Here is a 23,382-nt window from a genome sequence, read left to right on the forward strand (position 1 = left end):
ACGCGCTTCTGCCCCCGTCGGTTCCCGGACGGCTCCGCGCGCTGTGCTGTCTGAACGAAAACAGGATGACTCGTACGGACCCCTGCGGGGAACATGGAGGGCATGTCCGGTCCCCATCTCATCCGCGGCTCCGTCTCGCTGCCCGAGGCCGAGCTCCAGTGGCGTTTCTCGCGGTCGTCGGGGCCGGGCGGGCAGCACGTGAACACCAGCGACTCGCAGGTGGAGCTGCGCTTCGACCTCGCGGCCACCGACTCGCTCCCCGAGGTGTGGAAGGCCCGCGCCCTGGAGCGGCTCGCCTCCCGCCTGGTCAACGGCGTCGTGACGGTCCGCGCCTCGGAGCACCGCTCCCAGTGGCGCAACCGCGAGACGGCCGCGGTCCGCCTGGCCGCGCTCCTCGCCGAGGCGACGGCCCCGCCGCCGAAACCCCGCAGGCCGACGAAGATCCCGCGCGGCATCAACGAACGCCGCCTCCGCGAGAAGAAACAGCGCTCGGAGACCAAGCGCACCCGGCAGTCCCGCGACTGGGGCTGAGCGACGGGTGGAGCCCCGACCGCCCGCCGAGCCGATCCGCGTCCGGGTGGAGCCGGCATGCGTCGGGAAGGGCCCGTCTCAGCCCAGCCGGCGGTACTTCCCCTGGTAGTACGTCAGCGGGGCGCCGCCCCCCGAGGGCAGACCGACCGTCAGGACCCGGCCCACCACCAGCGTGTGGTCGCCGGCCACGACCCGGCTCTCCGTGCGGCACTCCAGGAACGACAGCGCGCCGCCCATGAGCGGGGCGCCGCTCTCCTCGCCGCGCGTGTACGGCAGGTCCGCGAAGAGGAGCCGGTCGCTGACCCGGTTCTTCATGGCGAAGCGGCCGGCGACGTGCCGCTGGTCCTCGGCGAGGATCGACACCGCCCAGACCGGGACGTCGGTGAGCAGGTCGTCCATGCGGGAGCCGTTGCGGAGGCTGACGAGGACCAGGGGCGGGTCGAGGGAGACCGACAGGAAGGCGGTGGCCGTCATGCCGACGTCCTCGCCGCGCGGGCCGTCGTCGGGGTCGTGCGCGGTCACCAGGACCACGCCGGCCGCGAGGCGGGACATGGCCGCACGGAACTCGTCGTTGCTCACCCCCTCAGCATGAGGGATGGCGAGATCGGACACGGGGGGCGAGGGGGGCGTCTTCTGCAGCACACCCGCACGCTAGTCCGGGCCCGCCGGGAGCCGCATCGGACCCGGGGACCAGTCCGACCCCGTCAGGGGACCTAGGGCCGTCGTTCGGATCAGGCCCTGGAGCGTGGCCGAAAGTTGTGCACGACCCGCCACGACCTGCTGTGACTTGAGTCACAGAGGCCAGTATTTGCTGACCCTGTGTACCGGGTGCGCAGCTCGCTGTGATTCAGTGGCGGTGACAGTGCAACACGAATGCCGATGAGAACCCTGGAGTTGCTGTCGAGGTCTCGGGGAGAGCGAGCGATGGAGACCGAGTCGGAGCCGTACGTCCGTCTCTCGACCCTGCGGCAGCTGCATCAGGTCGTGGCGGACCTCAACACTGCCCGCAGCCTGGCGGACACCCTGCAGACCGTCGCCGACGGTGTCGTCGACGGTCTCAACTACGAGCTGGCCTGCGTCAACCTCGTCCGCCCCGACGGTGACCTCGTCGTCGCCGCCTTCGCCGGAAGCTCCGCCGCCGAGGCCCTGATCACCGGCCGTGTCGGCTCCCGCTCCTCCTGGGAGCGTCGCCTGTCCATGGGTGTCTCCTGGGGCGACCTGCGGTTCATCCCGCACACCGAGGGCTGGGTCCTCATGGAGGACGACGTCCCCCAGTGGCACACCGACGGTCCCGCGCCCCGCTTCGAGGACGAGTGGCACCCGCACGACCGGCTCTACGCCCCCATGTACGCCTCAGGCTCCGGCCGTGAGCTCCTCGGCGTCATATCCGTCGACCGCCCGCGCAACGGCCGGCACCCCGGCCCCTGGGGCCAGGAGGCGCTCCAGATGTACGCCTCGCAGTCGGCCATCGCCATCAGCAACGCCCGCCTCCGCTCCAACATGCAGCGCGCCCTGGTCCGCCTGGAGCGCGAGCAGCAGGCCCTGCGGGCCAGCGAGGAGTCCTTCCGCCAGGCCTTCGAGTACGCCCCCTCCGGCATGGCCATCGCCGAGATGGGCGGCGACCAGCACGGCCGGCTGCTCCGTACCAACGACGCCCTGTGCCGGCTCCTCGGCCGGCCCGCCTCCGTCATGCGGCGCTACTCCTTCGCCGACCTCGTCCACCCCGAGGACATAGGCACCCTGCTCCGCACCTCCGCCGAGGGCGGCCGGGCCGAGCTGCGGCTCGGGCGGCGCGACGGCACCTACGTCTGGGTCTCCCTGCGCAACTCGGTGGTCGCCGACACCGCCGACGGCCCCCGCTTCCTCCTCACCCACGTCGAGGACATCGAGGAGCGCAAGCGGCACGAGCTCCAGCTCGCCCACCGCGCCTCGCACGACGCGCTCACCGGCCTCCCCAACAGCGCCGAGCTGCGCTCCCGGCTCTCGGCCCGGCTCTGCGAGCGCCCGGCGGCGCCGGGGGACGAGGCGGCGTACGGCGCGTACGACCCGCAGCGGGACGGCGGCTACGGGACGGGGCACGACAACGCCGGCTACGAGCCCGCGTACGACCCCTCCCGCGACCCGTCCCACGACCCCTCGTACGACTCCGGCTACGAGCCGCAGCCACAGCCGTACGAGCACGAGCACGAGCACGGCTTCGGTTTCGAGCCGGCGGGCGGCGCCGGCCCGTACGACCACCACGTCCACATCGTCGCGCCCACGGGCGGCGAGACCGACGACGGCACCAAGGGGCTCGCGGTCCTCTTCTGCGACCTCGACGGCTTCAAGTCGATCAACGACCGCTTCGGCCACCACACCGGCGACGCCGTCCTCATCGAGGTCGCGCGCCGGCTCACCACCGGTGTGCGGGACGGCGACACGGTGGCCCGGCTCGGCGGTGACGAGTTCGTCGTCCTCGCCGACGGCCTGGGCGCCGCCGACGCCGCCGACCTGGCCGTTCGCCTCCGCAACGCGATCATCCCGCCGATCCGGGTGGACGGGCGGGCGGTCCGCGTCGGGGCGAGTTTCGGCATCGGTTGGGCCGAGTGCGGGATGTCCGTGGAAGAGGTCCTGAACTCGGCGGACCAGCGGATGTACGTGGAGAAACGCTCCCGCGCGAAGGTCCACAGGCGGGCGGGCTGAGTCGCGCGCTGGTCCGTTCGGGGTAGGCTCGGCCGGTCGGCGACGGCTGGCGAGCATGGAGAGGACGACCCGGATGGCTGCCGGAAACGACGGCGCGAACACGCCCGAGGACGACGATCCGTTCGGCTACCTCTACGAGGATGGCCAGGCAGCGGGCGCCCGGCCCCCGCAGGGCGGTGGCTACGGCTACCCCGGCCCCGCCCCCGCTCAGCCCGGTGTGCCCCGGACCTCGTACAACCAGGTCAGGACCGTCGGCGAGCGCCAGTACGGCCACCACCAGCAGCAGCCGTACGTGCCGCCGCAGCAGCAGGCCCCCTACGGCCAGCCGCAGGCGCAGTACGCGGCGCCCGAGACGTACGGCGCCCAGCCGCAGACCCGCCAGGTCCCCGTCCAGCCGCAGCGCGGCGGCTCCGGCCGCGGCCCCAACACCAGGGGCCTGCTGATCGGCGCGGTCGCGGTGGTGGGTGTGGTCGTGATCGGTATCGCGGCCGCGCTGATCAGCAACTCGGGCAACGAGAACGACAAGGACAACAAGGCCGACGGCACCCCGTCGACCGCGCCCTCCCAGGTCTCCGAGACGCCGAGCACCGAGCCGAGCGCCGAGAAGACCCCGGAAGAGCTCCCGAAGCAGGACGCGGCGACGCTGACGCTGGGCGGCTCGGCGACCACGGGCACCGGTGTGAAGGGCGCGAAGGGCACGAACGGTGCCTATGTGACCCTGACCGGTGTCGGCAGCTCCGCGAGCTGGTCGGTCGACGTACCGAACACCGGCGAGTACACGCTCCGCATCACGTACAGCGTGCCCGGCAAGGACGCGAAGACGCACCTCACCGTCAACGGCGAGACGCCGCGCGACATCAACATGGGGAACTTCGCGAAGGCCGCGGAGGGCGACTGGGAGAAGGGCTGGACCTACACCTACTCCTACGTGAACCTGAACAAGGGGTCGAACGCGCTCAAGATCTCCTGCGAGGCGGGTGACTCCTGCGAGGCGATCCTCGACCAGGTGTACCTGGAGGCCGGGCACACCGGTAAGGGCTGACCCCTCAGAGGCTCTCCTCCGTCACCTTCACCCGCGTCAGCAGGTCCTCGTAGGCCGGGGCGTCGAATTCGCCGGCCACCGGGGAGAGGACCGTCGCCGCCGAGAGGGCTACCGCTCGGGTGAGGCGGTCGGGCCAGGGGGCGTCGTCGACCAGGCCCGACAGCAGGCCGGCGACGGCGGAGTCGCCCGCGCCCGTGGGGTTGCCCTTCACGGCGGCGGGCGGGGTCGCGCGCCACAGGCCCTCGGGTGTCGCGGCGAGCAGGCCCTCGGGGCCGAGCGAGGAGACGACCGCGCGGGCGCCCCGGCGGCGCGCGTCGCGGGTGGCCCGGTGGGGTTCGCGGGCGCCGGTGAGCTGGGCGAGTTCCTCGGCGTTGGGCTTGACCAGGTCGGGGCGGGCGGCGATGCCCCGGCGCAGGGGTTCGCCGCTGGTGTCCAGGAGTACGGGGACCCCGGCCGTGCGGGCGAGGCGGACGAGTTCCGCGTACGCGCCGACGTGGATGCCCGGCGGGAGGCTGCCGCAGAGGGCGACCGCCCGGGCTCCGGCGAGGAGCTCGGTGAAGCGGGTGCGGAAGGCGGCCCATTCCGCGGCGGTGACGTTCGGGCCCGGTTCGTTGAGCTGGGTGGTGTCGCCGCTCGCCGTGTCGACGATCGCGACCGTGCGGCGGGTGGGTCCGGCGGTCTCGACGAGCTCGTCGCGGACCGGCGTCGACGCGAGCTGGTCCCGCAGTGTCGCGCCGGTCGCGCCGCCCGCGAAGCCGGTGGCGACCGTCTCGTACCCGAGGGCGGCGAGGACGCGCGCGACGTTGAGTCCCTTGCCGCCGGGCCGCTCGATGACCTGGGTGACCCGGTGGGAGGCGTGCGGGGTGAGCGCGGGGACCCGGTAGGTCAGGTCCAGCGCCGTGTTGAGGGTGACCGTGAGGATCAAGACCTGTACACCCCCCGTACTCCCTGTGAAGTCCTGCGGAACGTGCGCTCCGACGGGCACCGATCATGCCAAACGAAAGGCGGTTGGCCCAGACCCCCGGCCAACCGCCCTGGTGGATGACGCCTGATCAGACCGACAGGGGGTCCACGATCCACTCGCCCTTGCGCATGACGCCCTTGAGCTCGAACTCCGCGTCGAGGACGACGATGTCGGCGTCCTTGCCGGGCTCCAGGGAGCCGACGCGGTCGTACACGCCGAGGAGCCGGGCGGGGTTGGCGGAGATGGCCCGGACGATCGATTCGACCGGCAGGGCGTCGATGGTCGCCGCGCGCTTGAAGGCGCGGTCCAGGGTGAGGGTGGAGCCGGCGATGGAGCCGCCCTCGACGAGGCGGGCGACGCTGTCCTTCACCTCGACCGCCAGGGGGCCGAGCATGTAGCTGCCGTCGCCGAAGCCGGCGGCGTCCATGGCGTCGGTGATGAAGGCGACGCGCTCGGGTCCCGCGTGGTGGAAGGCGAGCTCCAGGGCGGCGGGGTGGAGGTGGGTGCCGTCGTTGATGAGCTCGACGGTGATCCGCTCGTCCTCCAGGAGGGCCGCGATCGGGCCGGGGGCGCGGTGACCGAGGGCGGGCATCGCGTTGTACAGGTGGGTGGCGACGGTGGCGCCCGCGTCGATGGCCGCCCGCGTCTGCTCGTACGTCGCGTCGGTGTGGCCGATGGCGGCGATCACGCCGTGCTCGGCGAGGAGGCGTACGGAGTCGAGGCCGCCGGGCAGCTCGGTGGCGAGGGTGACCATCTTGGCCTGGCCGCGCGCGGCGTCGATCAGCTTGCGGACCTCGGCCGGGTCGGGGTCGCGCAGGAGCGTCTCGTCGTGGGCGCCCTTGCGGCAGGGGGAGATGAAGGGGCCCTCGAAGTGGAGGCCGGCGAGGTCGCCCTGCTCGGCGAGTTCGGAGAGCAGCCCGGCCCGCCGGCCGAGGAAGTCCATGTCGCCGGTGACGAAGGAGGCTACGACGGTGGTGGTGCCGTGCAGGCGGTGGGTGTGGACGCCCTTGAGGACCTCGTCGACGGTGCCGGAGGTGAAGGAGGCGCCGCCGCCGCCGTGGTTGTGCATGTCGACGAAGCCGGGGACGAGCCAGTGGCCGGTCAGGTCGACGGTGGGTGCGCCCTCCGGGGCGGAGCCCGCGATGCGGGTGCCGTCGACGATCACGCGTCCGTTCTCGACCGTTCCGGTGGGCAGCACGACGTGCGCGCCGGCGAGAACCTTGTGATCGGCCATCAGGCGGAAACCTCCGAGTCGGTGGGGCGCTGGGGGTGCTGGTCGGCGAGCAGGTCCCAGGCGAGGAGGCCCGCGCCCAGGCATCCGGCGGTGTCCCCGAGGGCCGCCGGGACGATGGCGGGCAGCTTCTGGAACGTGACGCGTTCCTCCACCGCGGCCCGGAGTGGTGTGAACAAGGTTTCCCCGGCCTCGGCGAGCCCGCCACCGATGATGAGCGTGCGGGGGTCCAGCAGGGTGAGCGCGGTGACGAGGCCGTCGGCGAGCGCGTCGACGGCCTCCTGCCAGACCCGTACGGCGGTGGGGTCGCCGGACTCGACGGCCTTGGCGCAGTCGGCGGCGTCGGCGTCGGGGTCGCCGCTGGCCCCGGCCCAGGCGAGGGAGACGGCGGAGGCGGAGGCGTACCGCTCCAGGCAGCCGCGCTGGCCGCAGCCGCAGTCGGTGCCGCCGGGGCGGACGACGATGTGGCCGATCTCGCCGGCGTAGCCGTGGGCGCCGGCCTCGATGCGGTCGCCGATGCCGATGGCTCCGGCGATGCCGGTGCCGAGGGGCACGAAGAGGAAGCGGTCGGCGCCGTTGCCCGCGCCGATGCGGCCTTCGGCGAGGCCGCCGGTGCGCACGTCGTGGCCGAGGGCGACGGGGATGCCGTCGAGGCGGTGGCTGAGGAGTTCGCGCATGGGAACGTCGCGCCAGCCGAGGTTGGCGGCGTAGACGGCGATGCCGTTCTCCGCGTCGACGATGCCGGGGACGGCGACTCCGGCGGCCGCGGCGGGCTGTCCGTACCGCTCCTGGCCGAGGGCGCGGAGCTCTTCGGCGAAGCCGAGGATGGTCTCCACCACGGCTTCGGGGCCGCGCTCGCGCCCGGTGGCGCGGCGGGCCTCGTGCAGCAGGGTGCCGTCCGCCCCGACGAGGGCGGCCTTCATGCCGGTGCCGCCCACATCCAGGGCGATGACGTGTCTCACGGGGGACAGTCTGTCCCGCGGGGACCCAAAAGGTCTAGTCCACTGCCGAGGATTGTTGCGTACGGATACAAATTCGAGCGCCGCCATGGGCCCATGGTCCCGCCGCAGTTGCGGAAGTGATACCCGAGTGGTGTAGACCTCACGCCTGGGGGCGAGGCAGACTTACGGCCCTGAGAAGAGCAAACACGCAGCTCAATGCAGCGGAACGACAGCTCAACGACGAGCAAAAGGTGGATGAAGCCGTGGAGCGGCGACGATTTCTTGGACTGACCGCGGCCGCCGCCGCCCTCGGACTGACCGCGACGGTCGCCGGCTGCGGCTCACTCGGCGGCGACTCCGGCGACGTGACCCTGAAGCTGGTCGCCGCCGACTACGACCTGACCGGCGGTGACACCACCAAGAAGTACTGGGCCGACCTCGTCGCCGCCTTCGAGGCGAAGCACCCCGGGGTCAAGGTCGAGGTCCAGGTCGTGTCCTGGGACGACGTCGACCGCAAGGTCGCCGAGATGGTCAAGGCCGGCCAGGCCCCCGACATCGCCCAGATCGGCGCCTACGCCGACTACGCGGCCGCCGGGCAGCTCTACGCCGCCGACGAGCTCCTCTCCATACCCGTCCAGGCCAACTTCCTCGGCCCGCTCGTCGCGGCCGGCGAGTACAAGCGCACCCAGTACGGCATGCCGTTCGTCGCCTCCACCCGGCCGCTCTTCTACAACAAGGAGCTCTTCGAGGAGGCCGGCGCCAAGGCCCCCACCACCTGGGACGAGCTCGCCGAGGCCGCCGCCAAGCTCAAGGCCAAGGGCGTCACCACCCCCTTCGCGCTGCCGCTCGGCCCCGAGGAGGCCCAGGCCGAGGCCCTGATGTGGCTGCTCAGCGGCGGCGGTGGCTGGACCGACGCGTCCGACCGCTACGCCATCGACTCCGACGCCAACGTGCGCACCTTCGACTGGCTCCGCAAGAACCTCGTCGGCAAGGACCTCACCGGCCCCGTCGCCCCCGGCAGGCTCAACCGCAAGGCCGCCTTCGCCGCCTTCGCGAACGGCGAGGTCGGCATGCTCAACGGCCACCCCTCGCTCCTCAAGGAGGCCGCGAAGAAGGGCGTCAAGGTCGGGCAGGTCCCGCTCCCCGGCGCCGACGGCACGCCCAAGACCTCCATGGGCGTCGCCGACTGGATCATGGGCTTCAAGCAGAACGGTCACCGCAAGGAGATCGGCGACTTCCTCAACTTCGCCTTCAGCGACGAGAACGTCCTGAAGTTCGCCGGGGACAACGACCTGCTGCCGGTCACCGTCACCGCCTCCACCCGCATGGAGACCGACCCCGCCCACGCCAACCTGCGCGTCTTCCTCAAGGTCCTCCCCGACGCGCAGCTCCCGCCCGTCGGCAAGACCTCCTGGGCCAAGGTCAGCGAGAACGTCAAGCAGAACATCGGCAAGGCCGTCGGCCCGGGCGGCAAGCCGTCCGAGGTCCTCGGGCGGATCGGCCGGGACGCGACGGCGGCCGAGAGCGCCGAGTAATAGGTTGGTCGTTTGACGGCTCCCCCTCCTGAAGGAGAGGGATTCCTGGCTCACCTCGCCTGCCGGACCGGCGGTCCGGCAGGTCTTGCAAGATCAACGCCAGCCGGTACGAGACCAGCCCGGACGAGCATCACGCGGGCGGAGTTCTTGTCCCTCGGTCGGGATACTCCGCACGCGGTGCACGTGTAGGTGCGTTCGGACAGGGGCAGTGCGTGCTTGGCTCTCGCTCCGCAGTCTGCGCAGTCCATCGTGGTGTAGGCGGGGCGCACCAGGTGCACTGTGCGCCCGTGCTTGCGGCCCATCTCGGTCAGGGCCGTCTTCGTCGCGGAGATCGCCGCGTCGGCGGCCTTGCGGGCCATGGTCGACTTCGTGAGGAACTGCGGGCGGAAGTCCTCCACCGCGAGCTGGTCGAAGTCGCGGACGACCTTCTTTGCCACTTGCGACCAGTGTCCTGACGCTGACGGGCGATCTTCTTGTGCAACTTCGCCGTCTGGCGCTTCGCCTCGCGGTATCCCTTGGAAGCGGCCTGACCTCGCTTCGGCTTACGCCGAGCCATCATCCGCTGATACCGGGCGAGGCGTTGTGCGGCGTTCTTCCCGTGCTGGGCGGCCCTCGCGCTGGACGACACGCGGAGGCGATAGGTGAACCGGGCGTGCCCGGCCTCTCGCGCTTCCCTTGATGTCGCCATGATGTCAAAGTGGCATCATGATTCGTTTCGCGCTGCGCATTCCCGAAGACCTCCACGCGCGTCTTGTCGCGCAAGCGGCTGAGGACCGCAGGTCGATCAACGCTGAGATCCTGTACTTGCTGGAGGGCGCGTTGCCCGCTCTGGTGGCGGACGACGAGTCGCCCTGACGACGATTTGCCGTTCCTCGCCCTGCGCCGCAGGTGCTTCATTTCCTCGCCCGCCCAAGGCGAGGGGTCCAGGAAGGAGTCCGGATGACCACCGACGACGCCCGGGAACCGGCTGCCGACGACATCGCTGCCGACGACGACGGCGGGCTCGGGGAACGCGAGCAGGCGCTCCTCGCCGTCGAGCGCCGCTCCTGGCCCGGTCCCGGTGCCAAGGAGCGGGCCGTCCGCGAGCGGCTCGGCCTCTCCCCGACCCGCTACTACCAGCTCCTCAACGCGCTCCTCGACGACCCGCGCGCCCTGGCCCACGACCCGGTCACCGTCAACCGGCTCCGCCGGGTCCGCGAGGAGAAGCAGCGGCGGCGGTAGAGGGCGTACGGGTGACTCCGGCCACGCTGACGGGACTCCCGTACGTCGGTAGGGTCGGAACATGGTCAGCAGCCTTCCGCACCCGACCACCCCTACCGGCCGAGACGGTCTGGCCGCGCTCCTCGCGCGGCCCGCGAAGGCCGTCGTCGCCCTCGACTTCGACGGCACCCTCGCCGAGATCGTCCCCGACCCCGAGCAGGCGCGCGCCCACCCCGGCGCCGTGGCCGCCCTCGCCGCCCTCGCCCCCGAGGTCGCCTCGATCGCCGTCGTGACCGGCCGCCCCGCAGGGGTGGCCGTCCGCTACGGCGGCTTCGCGGGCGTCCCCGGCCTGGAGCACCTCGTCGTCCTCGGCCACTACGGCGCCGAACGCTGGGACGCCGTCACCGGCACCGTCCGGGCCGCCGCCCCGCACCCCGGGGTGGCCTCCGTCCGCGCCGAGCTCCCCGGCTTCCTGGACCGGGCCGGGGCCTGGCCGGGCGTCTGGATCGAGGAGAAGGGCCGCGCGGTCGCCGTCCACACCCGGCGCGCGCAGGACCCGGAGGGCGCCTTCGAGGCCCTCAAGGGCCCGCTGGGCGACCTGGCCGTCGCCCACGGGCTGGTCCTGGAGCCCGGCCGCATGGTCCTCGAGCTGCGGCCGCCGGGCATGGACAAGGGCGTGGCCCTGGCGGAGTACGTACGGGAGGTGGGCGCCGGGTCCGTGCTGTACGCGGGCGACGACCTGGGCGACCTGCCGGCCTTCGCGGCGGTCGAGAAGCTCCGCTCCGACGGCACCCCGGGCGTCCTGGTGTGCAGCGGTTCCACCGAGGTCCCGGAACTCGCCGAACGCGCGGACCTCGCCGTCCAGGGCCCGGCGGGCGTGGTCGAGTTCCTGGCGGAACTGGCGAGGGCGGTACGGGCGGAGGGCTAGCGCGGACTCGCCGCGAGGGCGGTACGGGCGGGCTGAGCGGCCCGGAATGCAGGCAGGGGCGGTACGGAGGGGCCTCGGGCCCCTCCGTACCGCCCCGCGTCTTTCCGTACGGATCAGTGCGCGGCCGGGTTGGCCACGCTGATCGTCAGGTCGTCGCCGGCGTCACCGGTGACCGTGACGCGCACGCCGTGACCGCCGACCTTCACGCTGGCCTGCGGCGCCGAGGCGTCCCAGTACGCGTTCGGGTCGGTGTCGTCGAAGACCGGGATGCCCGGGACGGAGGGGGCGCAGGCCGCCAGCGTCTCGACGGTCTTGTTGCCGCCGTTGCCCACCAGGACCTCCTTGTGGAGGCAGGTGGCGTCCGTGGCCTCCAGGCCGAAGGTCGCGTCGAAGGGCTGGCGCCGGTTGCTGGGCGCGGTCCCGTCGGCGTACCGGAAGGGGGCCGGCCGGGCGTCGACGGCCATCGCCGAGCCGCCACCGGGGTGGTTGCTGACGTTGTTGTCGTCGAAGGACCGGTCGACGTACCAGACCAGCATGCCGTTCTGGAACTTGAAGAACTCGACCCAGTCCGGGGCGGTGATGCCCTTGCTGAACTGGTAGGGGCCCTCGGCGAGGAGCGCGTCGGAGCCGACGTACTCGCGGTTCTCCACGAGGTAGTACCGCGGGGCGGTGGCCGTCTCGGTGCCGGTGGAGATCTTCCAGCGGCCCTGCGCGGTCCAGCCGCCCACGCCCTGCTCGACGTCGTCCGCCGCCAGCGTCGTCCCGCCGGAGGTCAGCGTGATGTCGTCCAGGAACGCGCCGGCGAAGTGCACGCCGCCGTCGCTCTGGTAGCGGAAGCGGAAGAGGGACGGCTTGCCGGCGGAGTCGTACGAGTAGCGCAGCGTCGTCCACTTGCCGCCCGAGGAGCCGGAGACGGACTCGCCCGCGCGGGCCCAGGTGGCGCCGCCGTCGAGGGAGTACTCGGCGAAGAGGTAGTCGAAGTCGGCCTCGATCTCGTACCAGGCGCTCGCCTTGACCGTGACGCGCGGGGCGGCGGGCACGGAGCGGGTGAGGGACTGGTTGAGGCCGTCGGCGGAGCCGGTCCACCAGGCGTGCGTGCCCGAGGTGGGCGTGGCGTAGGCGGTGCTGCTCGTCTTGTCCGGGAGCGCGACGCGGACCGCCTGGGCCTTGCCGCGGACCTGGAGCGCGGCCGGGCTCAGGGTGTACGAGCCGGTGGCGCCGAGCGGCGCGTCGGTGTAGTCGAGCCAGCCGAGGAAGAGCTTCTCCTCGGCGCCCATGAGACCGGGGAGGGTGCCGATGCCCGCGTTGGCGGCGGCGCCGTGGCCGAGCCAGGAGCCGGAGCTCATGAGGGTCCAGAAGGCGGTGGAGTTCTCGCCGCCGTCGGTGTCGTAGTAGTCCGGCAGGCCGAGGTCGTGGCCGAACTCGTGGCAGAAGACGCCGAGTCCGCCGTTCTCGCCCTCGGTGGTGTAGTCGCCGAGCCAGTACTTGGACTGGCCGATGCGGGCGCCGCCGGCCTTGTTCTGGGCGCCGGAGACGTCCGGGCCGGTCAGCCCGTAGTCATCCCCGTTGACGTACCAGCGGTGGGACCAGATGGCGTCCTCGCCCTGCGCGCCGCCGCCCGCGTCCTCGCCCATGCCGGCGTGCACGGCCTGGAAGTGGTCGATGTAGCCGTCGGCCTCGTTGAAGTTGCCGTCGTGGTCCCAGTCGTTGCGGTCCCAGACGTCGAACTGGGCGAGGTACGCGTCGATCTCGGCGGGCGTCTTGCCGGCGGCGAGCTGCGCGTTCCACCAGGCGTCGCCGGTGTCCTGGATGAAGGCCCAGGAGCCGCCGGTGTCCTCGACGGCGTTGTCGCCGTAGGTGGAGGCGTTGCCGGGGACCTTGACCCAGTCCTCGACGGTGTTGGTCACCGAGTAGCGGCCGCTGGACAGCTTCTCGTAGTACGTCTTCATGGACTCGCCGGAGCCGTTGAAGAGGTTCTCGTAGTGGGACTTCGAGAAGTCGGCGGACCAGGCGTTGGAGTTGTCCGTGGTCCGGTCGGGCTGCGGTATCTGGTTGTGCAGCGGGCCGGGGACGGTGCCGAGTTTGCCGGAGCCCTGGTCGCCGAACTCGGAGAGGATCGTGAAGATCTTCTCCTGGCGGGTGGCGGTGGTGGTCTCGGTCTCGGTGAACTTGCCGGGCGCGACCTCGACGACGCCCTGGGCGTTCGCCTTGGCCTTGCCCTTGGCGATCAGGTCGATCGCCTGCTCGCGCAGCTGGGTGCGCTGCTTCGTGAGAGGTCCGGGACGGTTGTCGGGCCGGTGCGCGTTCGCGCCCGCCGGTGCGGCGTCCCGGGCTTCCTGCGCGGCGGCGGGGGTGAGCCCGGCGGCGAGGAGTGCGGTGAGCGCCGACCCGAGGGTCATGCCCACGACAATCTTTTTCACGTGTCTTGCGATCCTTCCGCTTGCCTCATGGGTGGGGAAAACGGATCGCCTGGGGGAACGATCGCGCAGAGTCTGGCACTCACGTCCAGGGCTCGTACAGGGGTAGGAAGTTGATGACCGCCTCCTCGTACGGGTGGGCGTCACGCACGGCCTTGAGCACCGTACGGGCCTGCTCCTCGTCGCAGACGGACTCGATCCGGCACTCCTCGGCCTGCCGCGTGACGCCCACCTCACCGTCGTAGGGCTGCGAGCCGGGCAACGGCTGCCAGGTGCCGGTCACCCGCCACGTACTGGAACACCGGGCGTACTCGCCGACCTGCCCCGCTCCTGCCCCGTGGAGAGCGTCGAGAACGGCCTCCAGGTGAGTGCGGGGAACGGATATCTCGACCTTGAGGCGCGTCATGAGCGCGACCCTAACGAAGGAGCAGGTCCACCACACCCGTCAGGTCCTCCTCGCTGCTGCCGACGTCGAGCCGACGGCGCATCAGCTCGAAGTGCGGCCGGAGCAGTTCCGGGCCGACGCCCTGCCCCTCGGCCGTGGCCAGGAACGTCGGCGTGCCGGCCACCTGCATGGCGAGGTCGGAGACCACGCCCTCCGTGTAGTCGCCGGACCGCAGCTGGGCGGCCGTCCCGTGGACGCCCTGGGCCATGGCGGCGAGCCAGTCGGCGAGCAGCGGGGCGAACGCCGCGGGATCGATGTCCTCCCGCCGGATCAACGCGAAGGCGTGCGCCGCCCCGGCGAACATCCCGTACATGCCGCTGAGCGGGGCGACATCGTGCAGGGCGGCACCCATGGCACCGAGACCGAGACCGAGACCGAGACCGAGAAGGGAGACGGGGGACTGCGGCGTGCTGTTCCGTGTCATGCCCCAAAGGCTGCTCCGGGCCTCTGACCTGTCCCGCCCCGCGTCGAGTACGCCCTCACCAAGTCCGGCATCCGCCTCAACGGAGCCCTCGAACCACTGGCCGCTTGGGGCAGGCAGCGGCGGTCCGGGACTGCTAGTCCCTGAGCGCCTCCAGCTGGTCCAGGAACCAGCGTTGCGGGGGCAGGGACGTGGCCGTGGACGACAGGCGTTTGGTGCGGTCCGCGCGTTCGGACGGGGGCATCGTGAGGGCAGTGTGCAGCGCTTCGGCCGTCTCCGAGACGTCGAAGGGGTTCACCGTGAGCGCGTCCTCCTTCAGCTCCTCGTACGCGCCCGCGCCCGTCGACAGGACGAGTGCGCAGCCCGTCTCCGAGACCACCGGTATCTCCTTCGCGACCAGGTTCATGCCGTCGCGCACCGGGTTCACCAGGGCCACGTCCGCGAGGCGGTAGGCGGCCAGGGAGCGGGTGAAGTCGTCCTTCACCGAGACCAGGACCGGCTGCCAGTCCGCCGTGCCGAATTCGGTGTTGATCTCGTCCGCCAGCTCCGCCACCGCCGCCGTGTACGCCCGGTACGACTCCAGGTCCTGGCGGGAGGGGTACGCCGAGGCCAGGTGGACCACCCGGTCGCGCCATTCGGGGTGGGTGGTCAGGAGCTCGCGGTAGGCCAGGAGGCCGCGCAGGATGTTCTTCGAGAGTTCCGTGCGGTCCACTCGGACGATCGTCTTCCGGTCGCCGACCTCGGCGCGCAGCTCGGTGAGCTTCTCGTCCACCTCCGGGCGGTGGGCCAGTGCGCGGAGCTCCTCGGCGTCGACGCCCAAGGGGTACACGGCGACCTGCGAGCGGCCCAGGCCGGAGGCTCCCGCGCAGTCCGTGAAGGCCGCGGCCCACGCGCGCGTGTGGAAGCCCAGCCGGTCCGCGCCCAGCATGCCCCGGAGCAGCTCCTCGCGGATGTCGGTCGGGAGCATGCGGAGGTACGTGGAGGATGCCCACGGTGTGTGCGTGAAGTGGGCGATCCGCAGGTCCGGGCGGAGCTCGCGGAGCTGCCCCGGGACCAGGGCCAGGTGGTAGTCCTGCACCAGGACGGCCGCGCCCTCGGCCGCCTCGGCGGCCAGCGCCTCCGCGAAGGCGCGGTTGTAGGCGCGGTAGGAATCCCAGCGCCGGCGGAAGGCCGCGTCGAAGACCGGCTCGCGCGGGATGTCGTACAGATGATGGTGGAGGAACCACAGCACCGAGTTCGCGATGCCGTTGTACGCGTCGGCGTACATGTCCGGCGGGATGTCCAGCATCCGTACGCCCGGCTCCCCGACGCCCTGCCGGACGGCCTCCCGGTCGCCCTCGCCGAGGGCCGCGCACACCCAGAGGCTCTCCTGGGAGTCGATGGTGCTCAGGGCCGAGACCAGGCCGCCCCCGCCCCTGCGGGTGTCGAGCGAGCCGTCCTCGCCGAGCACGTACGAGACAGGGCCCCGGTTGGATGCCACGAGCACAGTAGCCATGTGGCGAACCTAGCCCGTCCCGTAAACGCTCAAACGTACGTATACGAGACAGGCTGATCCGGCCACCCAGCGTGGTCGTGCGTCAGTCGCGCCGGCCGCGCATCGCCGCCTTGGCCACCAGGCCCGTCGCCGCCAGGGCCACCGCGAGCGCGCCGAGCAGCCACAGCCGCTCGCCGTTGCCGCCCGTCTCGGCCATCGAACCGCCGTGTCCGCCCTGCGGACCGGGGGCCGGGGGAGCAGGAGAGGAGGGGGTGGACGGGAGCACCGAGACGGTGGCGGAGGCGCTCGCCGACGGCTCCGGCTGTGTCGGTGTCGGGTCCACCGTCGGGCTCTGTGACGGCTCCGTCGGTGCCGGCGTCGGCGTCGGCTTCTCGATCTCCGGGGTCACCCCGCAGGACGGGTCCTCGCTCCCGTCTCCGCAGTTCGAGCGGGGTGTCTCCACCTCCACGCTGTTGCGGAGCCTCCCGTCGCCGGTCGCCGGGTTCTTGATCTTCACCGAGTAGGTGACGGTCGCCGTCTTCCCGGCCGGGATGGTCCCCGCGTACCCGATCCTCGGTTTCTCGTACGAGACCTTGCCGAGGTCCGTCCGTACGTCACCGGCGTAGTCGGCGTCGTCCAGGCTCGCGGTCAGGTCGTCGCTGAACTTGGCGTTCGGGTAGTCGAGCGGGCTGATGTTCCTGGCGGTGATCGTGTACGTGACGGTGTCGCCCGGCTTCGCCGTGCGCGGGGTCGCCGTCTTGGTGATCTCCAGGTCGGGGACGGGCACGGAGAAGGCGAGTCCGGACGGCACGTAGGTGTCGCCGCTGGTGGAGAAGGTCAGGTCGGCGGAGCTCGCGCCCGGCGGGACGGCGCCGGCGGGGAGGTCGAAGGCCTTCGCGTCGATGCTCAGGTTGTCGACCAGCCTGGGGGAGACGGCGCCGTCGTCCTCGCTGACGAAGAAGTTGTCGGTGTTGCCGGTGTGGGCCTCGGTGACGTTCTTGCCGTCGACGAGGAACTTGTCGCCCGGCGTGTTCCAGTCGCCCTCGTACGCGGTCACACTCGCGCGGACCGTGCCCGGGCCCCGGTGGAAGCCGTCCACGGTGATCGTGGTGGCGGGGGAGGTGGACCGCTGGAGGACGTGGCCGCCGTAGACGTGGACGTTCCGCCGTTCGGGGGCCTTCACCGGGTCAGGTCCCGGGAACTCGTGGACGACCGTGAGGGACCAGCCGGCCACGCAGCCCTTGCCGTTCGGCGCCCAGAGGTTGCCGACCGCCACCCGCGCGTCCGTCCCCGAGACGCCCGTGAAGGCGGCGGTCACGTCGGACTCGCCCGTGTAGTAGTGCGGGCCGCTGGTGTCGGCCGGGTCGGCGACCATGCTGTCGATCGAGACCGGGACCGCGGGACCCGCCCCGACCTTGATCAGCGGGGCCGTCGTCGTCGGGTCGCCGGGGGAGCGCCCGACGTCCGCGCCGGAGATGTCGCAGCGCTTCAGCTGGGCGCCGCTCGGGCCCTTGTACGTGCCGTCGTTGCCGCCCCAGAACAGCCGGGCGTACGCGACCTCCGCGCCCGCCGGGACCTTGACGTGGCCGGTGCTGGAGCCGTACCCGCCCCCGGTGCCCGCCGCGTCGATCCGCTGCATCACGAAGGTGTTGTTGTTGTCCGAGCCCTGGCCGGCGGCCGCCGTCGCGCAGCGCGCCGCCAGGTCGGCCGGGGCCGTCGGGCAGCCCATGACCGTGTTGCCGATCGTGGTGAAGTCGCCGTACAGCGACTCGTCGTACCGCTTGCCGAAGGGCTCGACCACGTCCGCGGCGGCCGGACCGGCCGCCGCGGACGCGAGCGAGCCCGCCGTGAGCCCGATGGCCGCCAGCATCCTGCCCAGGTGGAATCGTCTGAAGCGCATAAAAGGGCAATGTATGCAAAACGGATCATCGTGGGACGTTACGCCACGCGGCGGTGCGCATACTCCGCGATCTCGGCCATCGGCGGCCGCTCCTCCGTGTCCACCGCGTACGTCCGCGGCTCGAAGCCCTGCTCGCCCCGCTCGAACTGGGTCAGCCGCGGCCGCACCAGATGGCCCCGCGAGAGCCGCAGCTGCGCCGTCCGGTAGATCGCCGCCGCCATCCGGCCCAGCGCCAGCCCGTCCTGGTGCCGGTGCTTGCGCACCCCCACGTCCACCTGTGCGAGCGCGTCCAGGCCCACCGTGTGCAGGGCGTCCACGAGCAGCCCCAGCTCCACTCCGTAACCGACCGGGAACGGCAGCCGTTCGAGCAGCGAGCGCCGCGCCGCGTACTCGCCGCCCAGCGGCTGCACGAAGCCGGCCAGCTGCGGCCAGTGGAGGTTGAGGAGGGGGCGCGCCACCAGCTCGGTGACCCTGCCGCCCTGACCGGGCGTGTCCCCGAACGGGCGGTCGTACATCGCCTTCACGAAGTCGACGTCCGGGTCCGTGAGCAGCGGGCCCACGATCCCCGTCACGAAGTCCGCCGAGAAGTCCCGCAGGTCCGCGTCGACGAAGCACACGACGTCCCCGCTCGTCACCATCAGTGACCGCCACAGGACCTCGCCCTTGCCGGGTACGGCCGGTATCCGGGGGAGTATCGCGTCGCGCGCGACCACCCGCGCGCCGGCCGCCGCCGCCACCTCGGCCGTACGGTCCGTGGAGCCCGAGTCGATCACCACCAGCTCGTCGACGAGCGGCACCGCCTCGGTCATCAGCTCGCGGCGGATCACGGCGACGATGTCCCCGACCGTCGCCTCCTCGTTCAGCGCGGGCAGGACGACGCTGACCTTCGTGTTCCGCTTCGCGGCGAGGATCCGCTCCAGCGGCCGGTCCGCCACGGACCAGGACCGCCGGTCCAGCCAGCGCTCCACCTCTTCCAGCACGTGATCTCCATCTCGCGGTTCGGACGGCCGGTCCAAGCGTCCGGGCCTTCGGTTACAGTCTTGAACAACGCGGATGCCCGATGCACGTCGGGGTGCCGCCCGCGCCGGAGCGCAGGAACGAAAGTCCACCGCGCTTCACAATCGAATACCGCTCATCCAGAGGGGCAGAGGGAAACGGCCCGTTGAAGCCCCGGCAACCCTCCAGTCGGTTACTCGTCCACCCGTCTCCCGGCCACCACCCCTAGTGGTGTCCTGACGGACGCAGCTTGTTTGCGCGAGGCTCCCGGCTAGGGAAGGTGCCAAATCCGTCTCATGGCGAAAAATTCGTCATGGGAAAGATGAGGAGAAAGGGCCTCGCCTCCATGGCTGCACAGACTGTTACCCCCGCCACTTCGGTCGACCTCGGTCCCGCGTCCGGGCTTTCCTGCCGCGAATGCGGTGAAGTGTTCGCACTCGGCCCGATCTTCGCCTGCGAACTCTGTTTCGGACCGCTCGAGGTCGCGTACGACCTCCCCGTCGGTGACCCCGAGTCGCTGCGCAAGCAGATCGAGGCCGGCCCCGCCAACATCTGGCGCTACGCCCCCCTGCTGCCCGTCCCCGCCGACGTCGCCGAGAAGCCGAACCTGAACCCGGGGTGGACCAAGCTCGTCCAGGCCGACAACCTCGCCCGCGAGATCGGCGTCGCCCCCGGCAAGCTCTTCGTCAAGGACGACTCCGGCAACCCGACGCACTCCTTCAAGGACCGGGTCGTCGCCCAGGCGCTCGAAGCCGCCCGCGCCTTCGGCTTCACCACCCTCTCCTGCTCCTCCACCGGCAACCTGGCCGGCGCCGTCGGCGCCGCCGCCGCCCGCGCCGGCTTCCGTTCCTGCGTGTTCATCCCGCACGACCTGGAGCAGGGCAAGGTCGTCATGGCCGCGGTCTACGGCGGTGACCTCGTCGGCATCGAGGGCAACTACGACGACGTCAACCGCTTCTGCTCGGAGCTCATCGGCGACCCGCTCGGCGAGGGCTGGGGCTTCGTGAACGTCAACCTCCGCCCGTACTACGGCGAGGGCTCCAAGACGCTCGCGTACGAGATCTGCGAGCAGCTCGGGTGGGTCATCCCCGACCAGCTCGTCATCCCGATCGCCTCCGGCTCCCAGCTCACGAAGATCGACAAGGGCCTCCAGGAGCTCATCAAGCTGGGCCTCGTCGAGGACAAGCCGTACAAGATCTTCGGCGCCCAGGCCGAGGGCTGCTCCCCGGTCTCCGCCGCCTTCAAGGCCGGCCACGACGTCGTCCGCCCGCAGAAGCCGAACACGATCGCCAAGTCGCTCGCGATCGGCAACCCGGCCGACGGCCCGTACGTCCTCGACATCGCCCGCCGCACCGGCGGCGCCGTGGAGGACGTGAACGACGAGCAGGTCGTCGACGCGATCAAGCTCCTCGCGCAGACCGAGGGCATCTTCGCGGAGACCGCGGGCGGCGTCACCGTCGGCGTGACGAAGAAGCTCGTCGAGGCCGGTCTCATCGACCCGGAGCTCACCACCGTCGTCCTCAACACCGGCGACGGACTCAAGACCCTGGACGCGGTGGCCGACACCTCTCAGGCGACCGCCACCATCCGCCCGAGCCTGGACGCGTTCCGCGACGCGGGCCTGGCGCTCTGAGCCGGTCCGCTTTCCTGGCCCACTGAAAGGTTTCGAAGACATGGCCGTGAACGTCCGCATCCCCACCATCCTCCGCACCTACACGGGCGGTCAGTCCGAGGTCCAGGCCGAGGGCACGACCCTCGCCGAGGTCATCGCGGACCTGGAGAAGAACCACGCGGGCATCGCCGCCCGCGTCCTGGACGACCAGGGCAAGCTGCGCCGCTTCGTCAACGTGTACGTCAACGACGACGACGTGCGCTTCGAGCAGGGCCTGGAGACGGCCACCCCGGCCGGTGCGGGCGTCTCGATCATCCCCGCCGTCGCCGGAGGCTGACCGTCGAGCACAGTGCCGCCGGGTGCTGATTCTTCGCCAAGGCTTACCAGTCAGTACGAATTGCCCCTTCCGCGCGATAAGCGGAGGGGGCAATTCTGCATGGTTGAGCGGGGTAGAGTTGGGGAAGTCCCCTCCGCTGCTCATGCCGGGTGCATATGAGAATGCGTCCCCGCACGACAAGAAGCAGCCAAAGTGTCTGCGCGTTGTGTACGTTCTGCGCGCTTTGCCGGGCCCGACTTGCCCCGTAATTCAGGGGATTCTCCCCAATTCCCCTTTCCTGAGTGCGCAGAATTCTCGGTCGATTGACCTGTTGCAGAGGGCAGTTGGGCAGATACATTCAGCGGCGGTCGACGCGTTCCGGCGCAGGGTCTGACCCGGGTTCCGCGAAGTGCGGGTCCCGCGCAAGGGCCAGTAATAGGGGAGTTAGGCATGGCTCAGGGCACCGTCAAGTGGTTCAACGCGGAGAAGGGCTACGGCTTCATCGCGGTAGACGGTGGTGCGGATGTTTTCGTCCACTACAGCGCGATCCAGATGGATGGCTACCGCAGCCTCGAAGAGGGCCAGCGGGTCGAGTTCGAGATCTCGCAGGGCCAGAAGGGTCCGCAGGCGGACATGGTCAAGCTCGCCGTCTGAGCGCGGCGCGATCGGCCACCGACGCAACGCCGTCGAGGGGTCCGCATCCCTGAGGGGATGCGGACCCCTCGTGCGTTCCCGGCCTTCCTCCGCGTACGTCCCGATCGTCGGGAGTCGCTTGCAGCCGCCCGTCGCCCGACCACCACACCTCATCGACGTTCCTTCGGAACGGCTTGCACTCCCCTAGGTCGAGTGCTAATCATTGGCGTTAGCACTCTGAAGGTGAGAGTGCTTACGAGGATCGGGCAGATGAGGCCCGCGGCCAGGTGGGGCAAGGAACCATCGGGTACGCAGGCCGTCCGTCGCGGGCGTCGGCGCGGTCCTGGAGCGTTATCCACCCCATGTCCGGGAGGACCACTTCACATGGCCAAGATCATCGCGTTCGACGAGGAGGCCCGGCGCGGTCTCGAGCGCGGCATGAACCAGCTCGCTGACGCCGTCAAGGTCACCCTCGGCCCCAAGGGCCGCAACGTCGTCCTCGAGAAGAAGTGGGGCGCCCCCACGATCACCAACGATGGTGTCTCCATCGCCAAGGAGATCGAGCTCGAGGACCCGTACGAGAAGATCGGCGCCGAGCTGGTCAAGGAAGTCGCCAAGAAGACGGACGACGTCGCCGGCGACGGTACGACCACCGCCACCGTCCTCGCCCAGGCGCTCGTCCGCGAGGGCCTCCGCAACGTCGCCGCCGGTGCCAACCCGATGGCCCTCAAGCGCGGTATCGAGAAGGCCGTCGAGGCCGTCTCCGGTGCCCTGCTCGAGCAGGCGAAGGATGTCGAGACCAAGGAGCAGATCGCTTCCACGGCCTCCATCTCCGCCGCCGACACCCAGATCGGCGAGCTCATCGCCGAGGCGATGGACAAGGTCGGCAAGGAAGGCGTCATCACCGTCGAGGAGTCCCAGACCTTCGGTCTGGAGCTGGAGCTCACCGAGGGCATGCGCTTCGACAAGGGCTACATCTCGGCGTACTTCGCGACCGACATGGAGCGCATGGAGGCGTCGCTCGACGACCCGTACCTCCTGATCGTCAACTCCAAGATCTCCTCCGTGAAGGACCTCCTTCCGCTCCTGGAGAAGGTCATGCAGTCGGGCAAGCCGCTGCTGATCATCGCCGAGGACGTCGAGGGCGAGGCCCTGTCGACCCTGGTCGTCAACAAGATCCGCGGCACCTTCAAGTCCGTCGCGGTCAAGGCCCCGGGCTTCGGCGACCGCCGCAAGGCGATGCTGAACGACATCGCCATCCTCACGGGCGGCACGGTCATCTCCGAGGAGGTCGGCCTCAAGCTCGAGAACGCGGGCCTGGACCTGCTCGGCCGCGCCCGCAAGGTCGTCATCACCAAGGACGAGACCACCATCGTCGACGGTGCCGGTGACAGCGACCAGGTCGCCGGTCGCGTGAACCAGATCCGCGCCGAGATCGAGAACTCCGACTCGGACTACGACCGCGAGAAGCTCCAGGAGCGCCTCGCGAAGCTGGCCGGCGGCGTGGCCGTCATCAAGGCCGGTGCCGCGACCGAGGTCGAGCTCAAGGAGCGCAAGCACCGCATCGAGGACGCCGTTCGCAACGCGAAGGCGGCCGTCGAGGAGGGCATCGTCGCCGGCGGTGGCGTGGCCCTGCTCCAGGCGTCGAACGTCTTCGAGAAGCTCGAGGCCGACCTGTCGGGCGACGAGGCCACGGGCGCGAACATCGTGAAGCTGGCCCTCGAGGCCCCGCTGAAGCAGATCGCGGTCAACGCCGGCCTCGAGGGCGGCGTCGTGGCGGAGAAGGTCCGCAACCTGCCCGTCGGCCACGGCCTGAACGCCGCGACCAACGAGTACGTCGACCTCATCGCCGAGGGCATCATCGACCCGGCGAAGGTCACGCGCTCCGCGCTGCAGAACGCCGCGTCGATCGCCGCGCTGTTCCTCACCACCGAGGCCGTCATCGCCGACAAGCCGGAGAAGGCGTCCGCGCCGGCCGGCGGCGGCATGCCGGGCGGTGACATGGACTTCTGATCCCCCTGGGATCGGTGGTTCATCGCTGAACGCGAACGAGGGCGGCACCCCCTGGTGGGGGTGCCGCCCTCGGGCGTTCGGCGGATCCTGGAAGGACACGG

The 23,382-nt window shown here is 71.1% G+C and carries 20 protein-coding genes, 3 pseudogenes and 1 riboswitch; of the genes and pseudogenes, 12 read left to right on the forward strand and 11 right to left on the reverse strand.

What is annotated here, in order from left to right:
- Positions 1–93 precede the first annotated feature (93 nt).
- Positions 94–531, forward strand: a complete 438-nt coding sequence (gene arfB, locus ACN9M0_RS20070; protein ID WP_366040628.1) for an alternative ribosome rescue aminoacyl-tRNA hydrolase ArfB — start codon at positions 94–96, stop codon at positions 529–531.
- 78 nt (positions 532–609) lie between these two features.
- Here the strand turns inward: arfB and ACN9M0_RS20075 are convergent, their stop codons facing one another.
- Complete coding sequence (locus ACN9M0_RS20075; protein WP_366040629.1) at positions 610–1,173, reverse strand: flavin reductase family protein; 564 nt, start codon at positions 1,171–1,173, stop codon at positions 610–612.
- A gap of 282 nt (positions 1,174–1,455) precedes the next feature.
- On the opposite strand from ACN9M0_RS20075, the gene cdgB reads away from it, so the two are divergent.
- Together cdgB and ACN9M0_RS20085 are read left to right on the forward strand one after the other, a co-directional pair.
- A complete protein-coding gene (gene cdgB, locus ACN9M0_RS20080; protein ID WP_366040630.1) occupies positions 1,456–3,213 on the forward strand; it encodes a diguanylate cyclase CdgB in 1,758 nt (585 codons plus the stop codon).
- A 73-nt stretch (positions 3,214–3,286) separates the two neighbouring features.
- A complete protein-coding gene (locus ACN9M0_RS20085) occupies positions 3,287–4,255 on the forward strand; it encodes a CBM35 domain-containing protein (protein WP_366040631.1) in 969 nt (322 codons plus the stop codon).
- Positions 4,256–4,259: 4 nt separating this feature from the next.
- Here the strand turns inward: ACN9M0_RS20085 and ACN9M0_RS20090 are convergent, their stop codons facing one another.
- The 3 genes from ACN9M0_RS20090 to ACN9M0_RS20100 all read right to left on the reverse strand — a co-directional run bounded on the left by ACN9M0_RS20090 (position 4,260) and on the right by ACN9M0_RS20100 (position 7,412).
- Positions 4,260–5,180, reverse strand: a complete 921-nt coding sequence (locus ACN9M0_RS20090; RefSeq protein ID WP_426403983.1) for a 1-phosphofructokinase family hexose kinase — start codon at positions 5,178–5,180, stop codon at positions 4,260–4,262.
- 127 nt (positions 5,181–5,307) lie between these two features.
- Positions 5,308–6,453, reverse strand: coding sequence for an N-acetylglucosamine-6-phosphate deacetylase (nagA, locus tag ACN9M0_RS20095; protein WP_366040633.1), 1,146 nt, complete (start codon positions 6,451–6,453; stop codon positions 5,308–5,310).
- Positions 6,453–7,412 carry an ROK family protein gene (locus ACN9M0_RS20100; protein WP_366040634.1) on the reverse strand — a complete coding sequence of 320 codons (960 nt, stop codon included), beginning with the start codon at positions 7,410–7,412 and terminating at the stop codon, positions 6,453–6,455. The genes nagA and ACN9M0_RS20100 overlap by 1 nt, the downstream gene beginning before the upstream one ends.
- A gap of 230 nt (positions 7,413–7,642) precedes the next feature.
- Here ACN9M0_RS20100 and ACN9M0_RS20105 point away from each other — a divergent pair, with 230 nt between their 5' ends.
- Complete coding sequence (locus ACN9M0_RS20105) at positions 7,643–8,926, forward strand: extracellular solute-binding protein (RefSeq protein WP_366040635.1); 1,284 nt, start codon at positions 7,643–7,645, stop codon at positions 8,924–8,926.
- Positions 8,927–8,982: 56 nt separating this feature from the next.
- Here the strand turns inward: ACN9M0_RS20105 and ACN9M0_RS20110 are convergent.
- Positions 8,983–9,533 (reverse strand): annotated as a pseudogene (locus ACN9M0_RS20110) (RNA-guided endonuclease InsQ/TnpB family protein); the annotation flags it as partial.
- A 98-nt stretch (positions 9,534–9,631) separates the two neighbouring features.
- On the opposite strand from ACN9M0_RS20110, the gene ACN9M0_RS20115 reads away from it, so the two are divergent.
- From ACN9M0_RS20115 to otsB, 3 genes are all read left to right on the forward strand, one after another.
- The gene (locus ACN9M0_RS20115; RefSeq protein WP_426403984.1) at positions 9,632–9,781 is read left to right on the forward strand and encodes a FitA-like ribbon-helix-helix domain-containing protein; all 150 of its coding nucleotides are present in this window, start codon (positions 9,632–9,634) and stop codon (positions 9,779–9,781) included.
- An 84-nt stretch (positions 9,782–9,865) separates the two neighbouring features.
- Positions 9,866–10,147, forward strand: coding sequence for a DUF3263 domain-containing protein (locus ACN9M0_RS20120; RefSeq protein WP_366040637.1), 282 nt, complete (start codon positions 9,866–9,868; stop codon positions 10,145–10,147).
- A 61-nt stretch (positions 10,148–10,208) separates the two neighbouring features.
- On the forward strand, positions 10,209–11,054 hold the full coding sequence (gene otsB / locus ACN9M0_RS20125; RefSeq protein ID WP_426403985.1) for a trehalose-phosphatase: 846 nt from the start codon (positions 10,209–10,211) through the stop codon (positions 11,052–11,054).
- A gap of 113 nt (positions 11,055–11,167) precedes the next feature.
- On the opposite strand, the gene ACN9M0_RS20130 is transcribed toward otsB, so the two are convergent.
- The 3 genes and pseudogenes from ACN9M0_RS20130 to ACN9M0_RS20140 all read right to left on the reverse strand — a co-directional run.
- Positions 11,168–13,474: an immune inhibitor A domain-containing protein gene (locus ACN9M0_RS20130; protein ID WP_366040639.1), complete on the reverse strand. Its 2,307-nt coding sequence runs from the start codon at positions 13,472–13,474 to the stop codon at positions 11,168–11,170.
- Between the two features lie 79 nt (positions 13,475–13,553).
- Positions 13,554–13,877 carry a hypothetical protein gene (locus ACN9M0_RS20135; RefSeq protein ID WP_366040640.1) on the reverse strand — a complete coding sequence of 108 codons (324 nt, stop codon included), beginning with the start codon at positions 13,875–13,877 and terminating at the stop codon, positions 13,554–13,556.
- A 10-nt stretch (positions 13,878–13,887) separates the two neighbouring features.
- Positions 13,888–14,271, reverse strand: a pseudogene (locus ACN9M0_RS20140) (NAD(P)-dependent oxidoreductase); the annotation flags it as partial.
- A 111-nt stretch (positions 14,272–14,382) separates the two neighbouring features.
- Between ACN9M0_RS20140 and ACN9M0_RS20145 the strand changes: the two are divergent.
- Positions 14,383–14,484 (forward strand): annotated as a pseudogene (locus ACN9M0_RS20145) (winged helix-turn-helix transcriptional regulator); the annotation flags it as partial.
- Here ACN9M0_RS20145 and ACN9M0_RS20150 read toward each other — a convergent pair.
- The 3 genes from ACN9M0_RS20150 to ACN9M0_RS20160 form a co-directional block, all read right to left on the reverse strand.
- Positions 14,474–15,832: an alpha,alpha-trehalose-phosphate synthase (UDP-forming) gene (locus ACN9M0_RS20150; RefSeq protein ID WP_366040641.1), complete on the reverse strand. Its 1,359-nt coding sequence runs from the start codon at positions 15,830–15,832 to the stop codon at positions 14,474–14,476. The pseudogene ACN9M0_RS20145 and the gene ACN9M0_RS20150 sit on opposite strands and share 11 nt — an antisense overlap.
- An 82-nt stretch (positions 15,833–15,914) precedes the next feature.
- Complete coding sequence (locus tag ACN9M0_RS20155; protein WP_426403986.1) at positions 15,915–17,711, reverse strand: DUF11 domain-containing protein; 1,797 nt, start codon at positions 17,709–17,711, stop codon at positions 15,915–15,917.
- A gap of 38 nt (positions 17,712–17,749) precedes the next feature.
- Positions 17,750–18,691, reverse strand: a complete 942-nt coding sequence (locus tag ACN9M0_RS20160) for a glucosyl-3-phosphoglycerate synthase (RefSeq protein ID WP_366040643.1) — start codon at positions 18,689–18,691, stop codon at positions 17,750–17,752.
- A gap of 149 nt (positions 18,692–18,840) precedes the next feature.
- Positions 18,841–19,036: riboswitch (SAM riboswitch) on the forward strand.
- Here ACN9M0_RS20160 and thrC point away from each other — a divergent pair.
- The 4 genes from thrC (at position 19,030) to groL (ending at position 23,281) form a co-directional block, all read left to right on the forward strand.
- Positions 19,030–20,340: a threonine synthase gene (gene thrC, locus ACN9M0_RS20165; RefSeq protein ID WP_366040644.1), complete on the forward strand. Its 1,311-nt coding sequence runs from the start codon at positions 19,030–19,032 to the stop codon at positions 20,338–20,340. It overlaps the preceding riboswitch by 7 nt.
- 40 nt (positions 20,341–20,380) lie before the next feature.
- Complete coding sequence (locus tag ACN9M0_RS20170; RefSeq protein ID WP_426403987.1) at positions 20,381–20,656, forward strand: MoaD/ThiS family protein; 276 nt, start codon at positions 20,381–20,383, stop codon at positions 20,654–20,656.
- Between the two features lie 429 nt (positions 20,657–21,085).
- Positions 21,086–21,289: a cold-shock protein gene (locus ACN9M0_RS20175; RefSeq protein WP_015035246.1), complete on the forward strand. Its 204-nt coding sequence runs from the start codon at positions 21,086–21,088 to the stop codon at positions 21,287–21,289.
- A gap of 363 nt (positions 21,290–21,652) precedes the next feature.
- On the forward strand, positions 21,653–23,281 hold the full coding sequence (groL, locus tag ACN9M0_RS20180; protein WP_366040645.1) for a chaperonin GroEL: 1,629 nt from the start codon (positions 21,653–21,655) through the stop codon (positions 23,279–23,281).
- The last annotated feature ends 101 nt before the right edge of the window (positions 23,282–23,382 follow it).

Source organism: Streptomyces sp. R-07 (genome assembly GCF_049913175.1).
GTDB lineage: Bacteria > Actinomycetota > Actinomycetes > Streptomycetales > Streptomycetaceae > Streptomyces.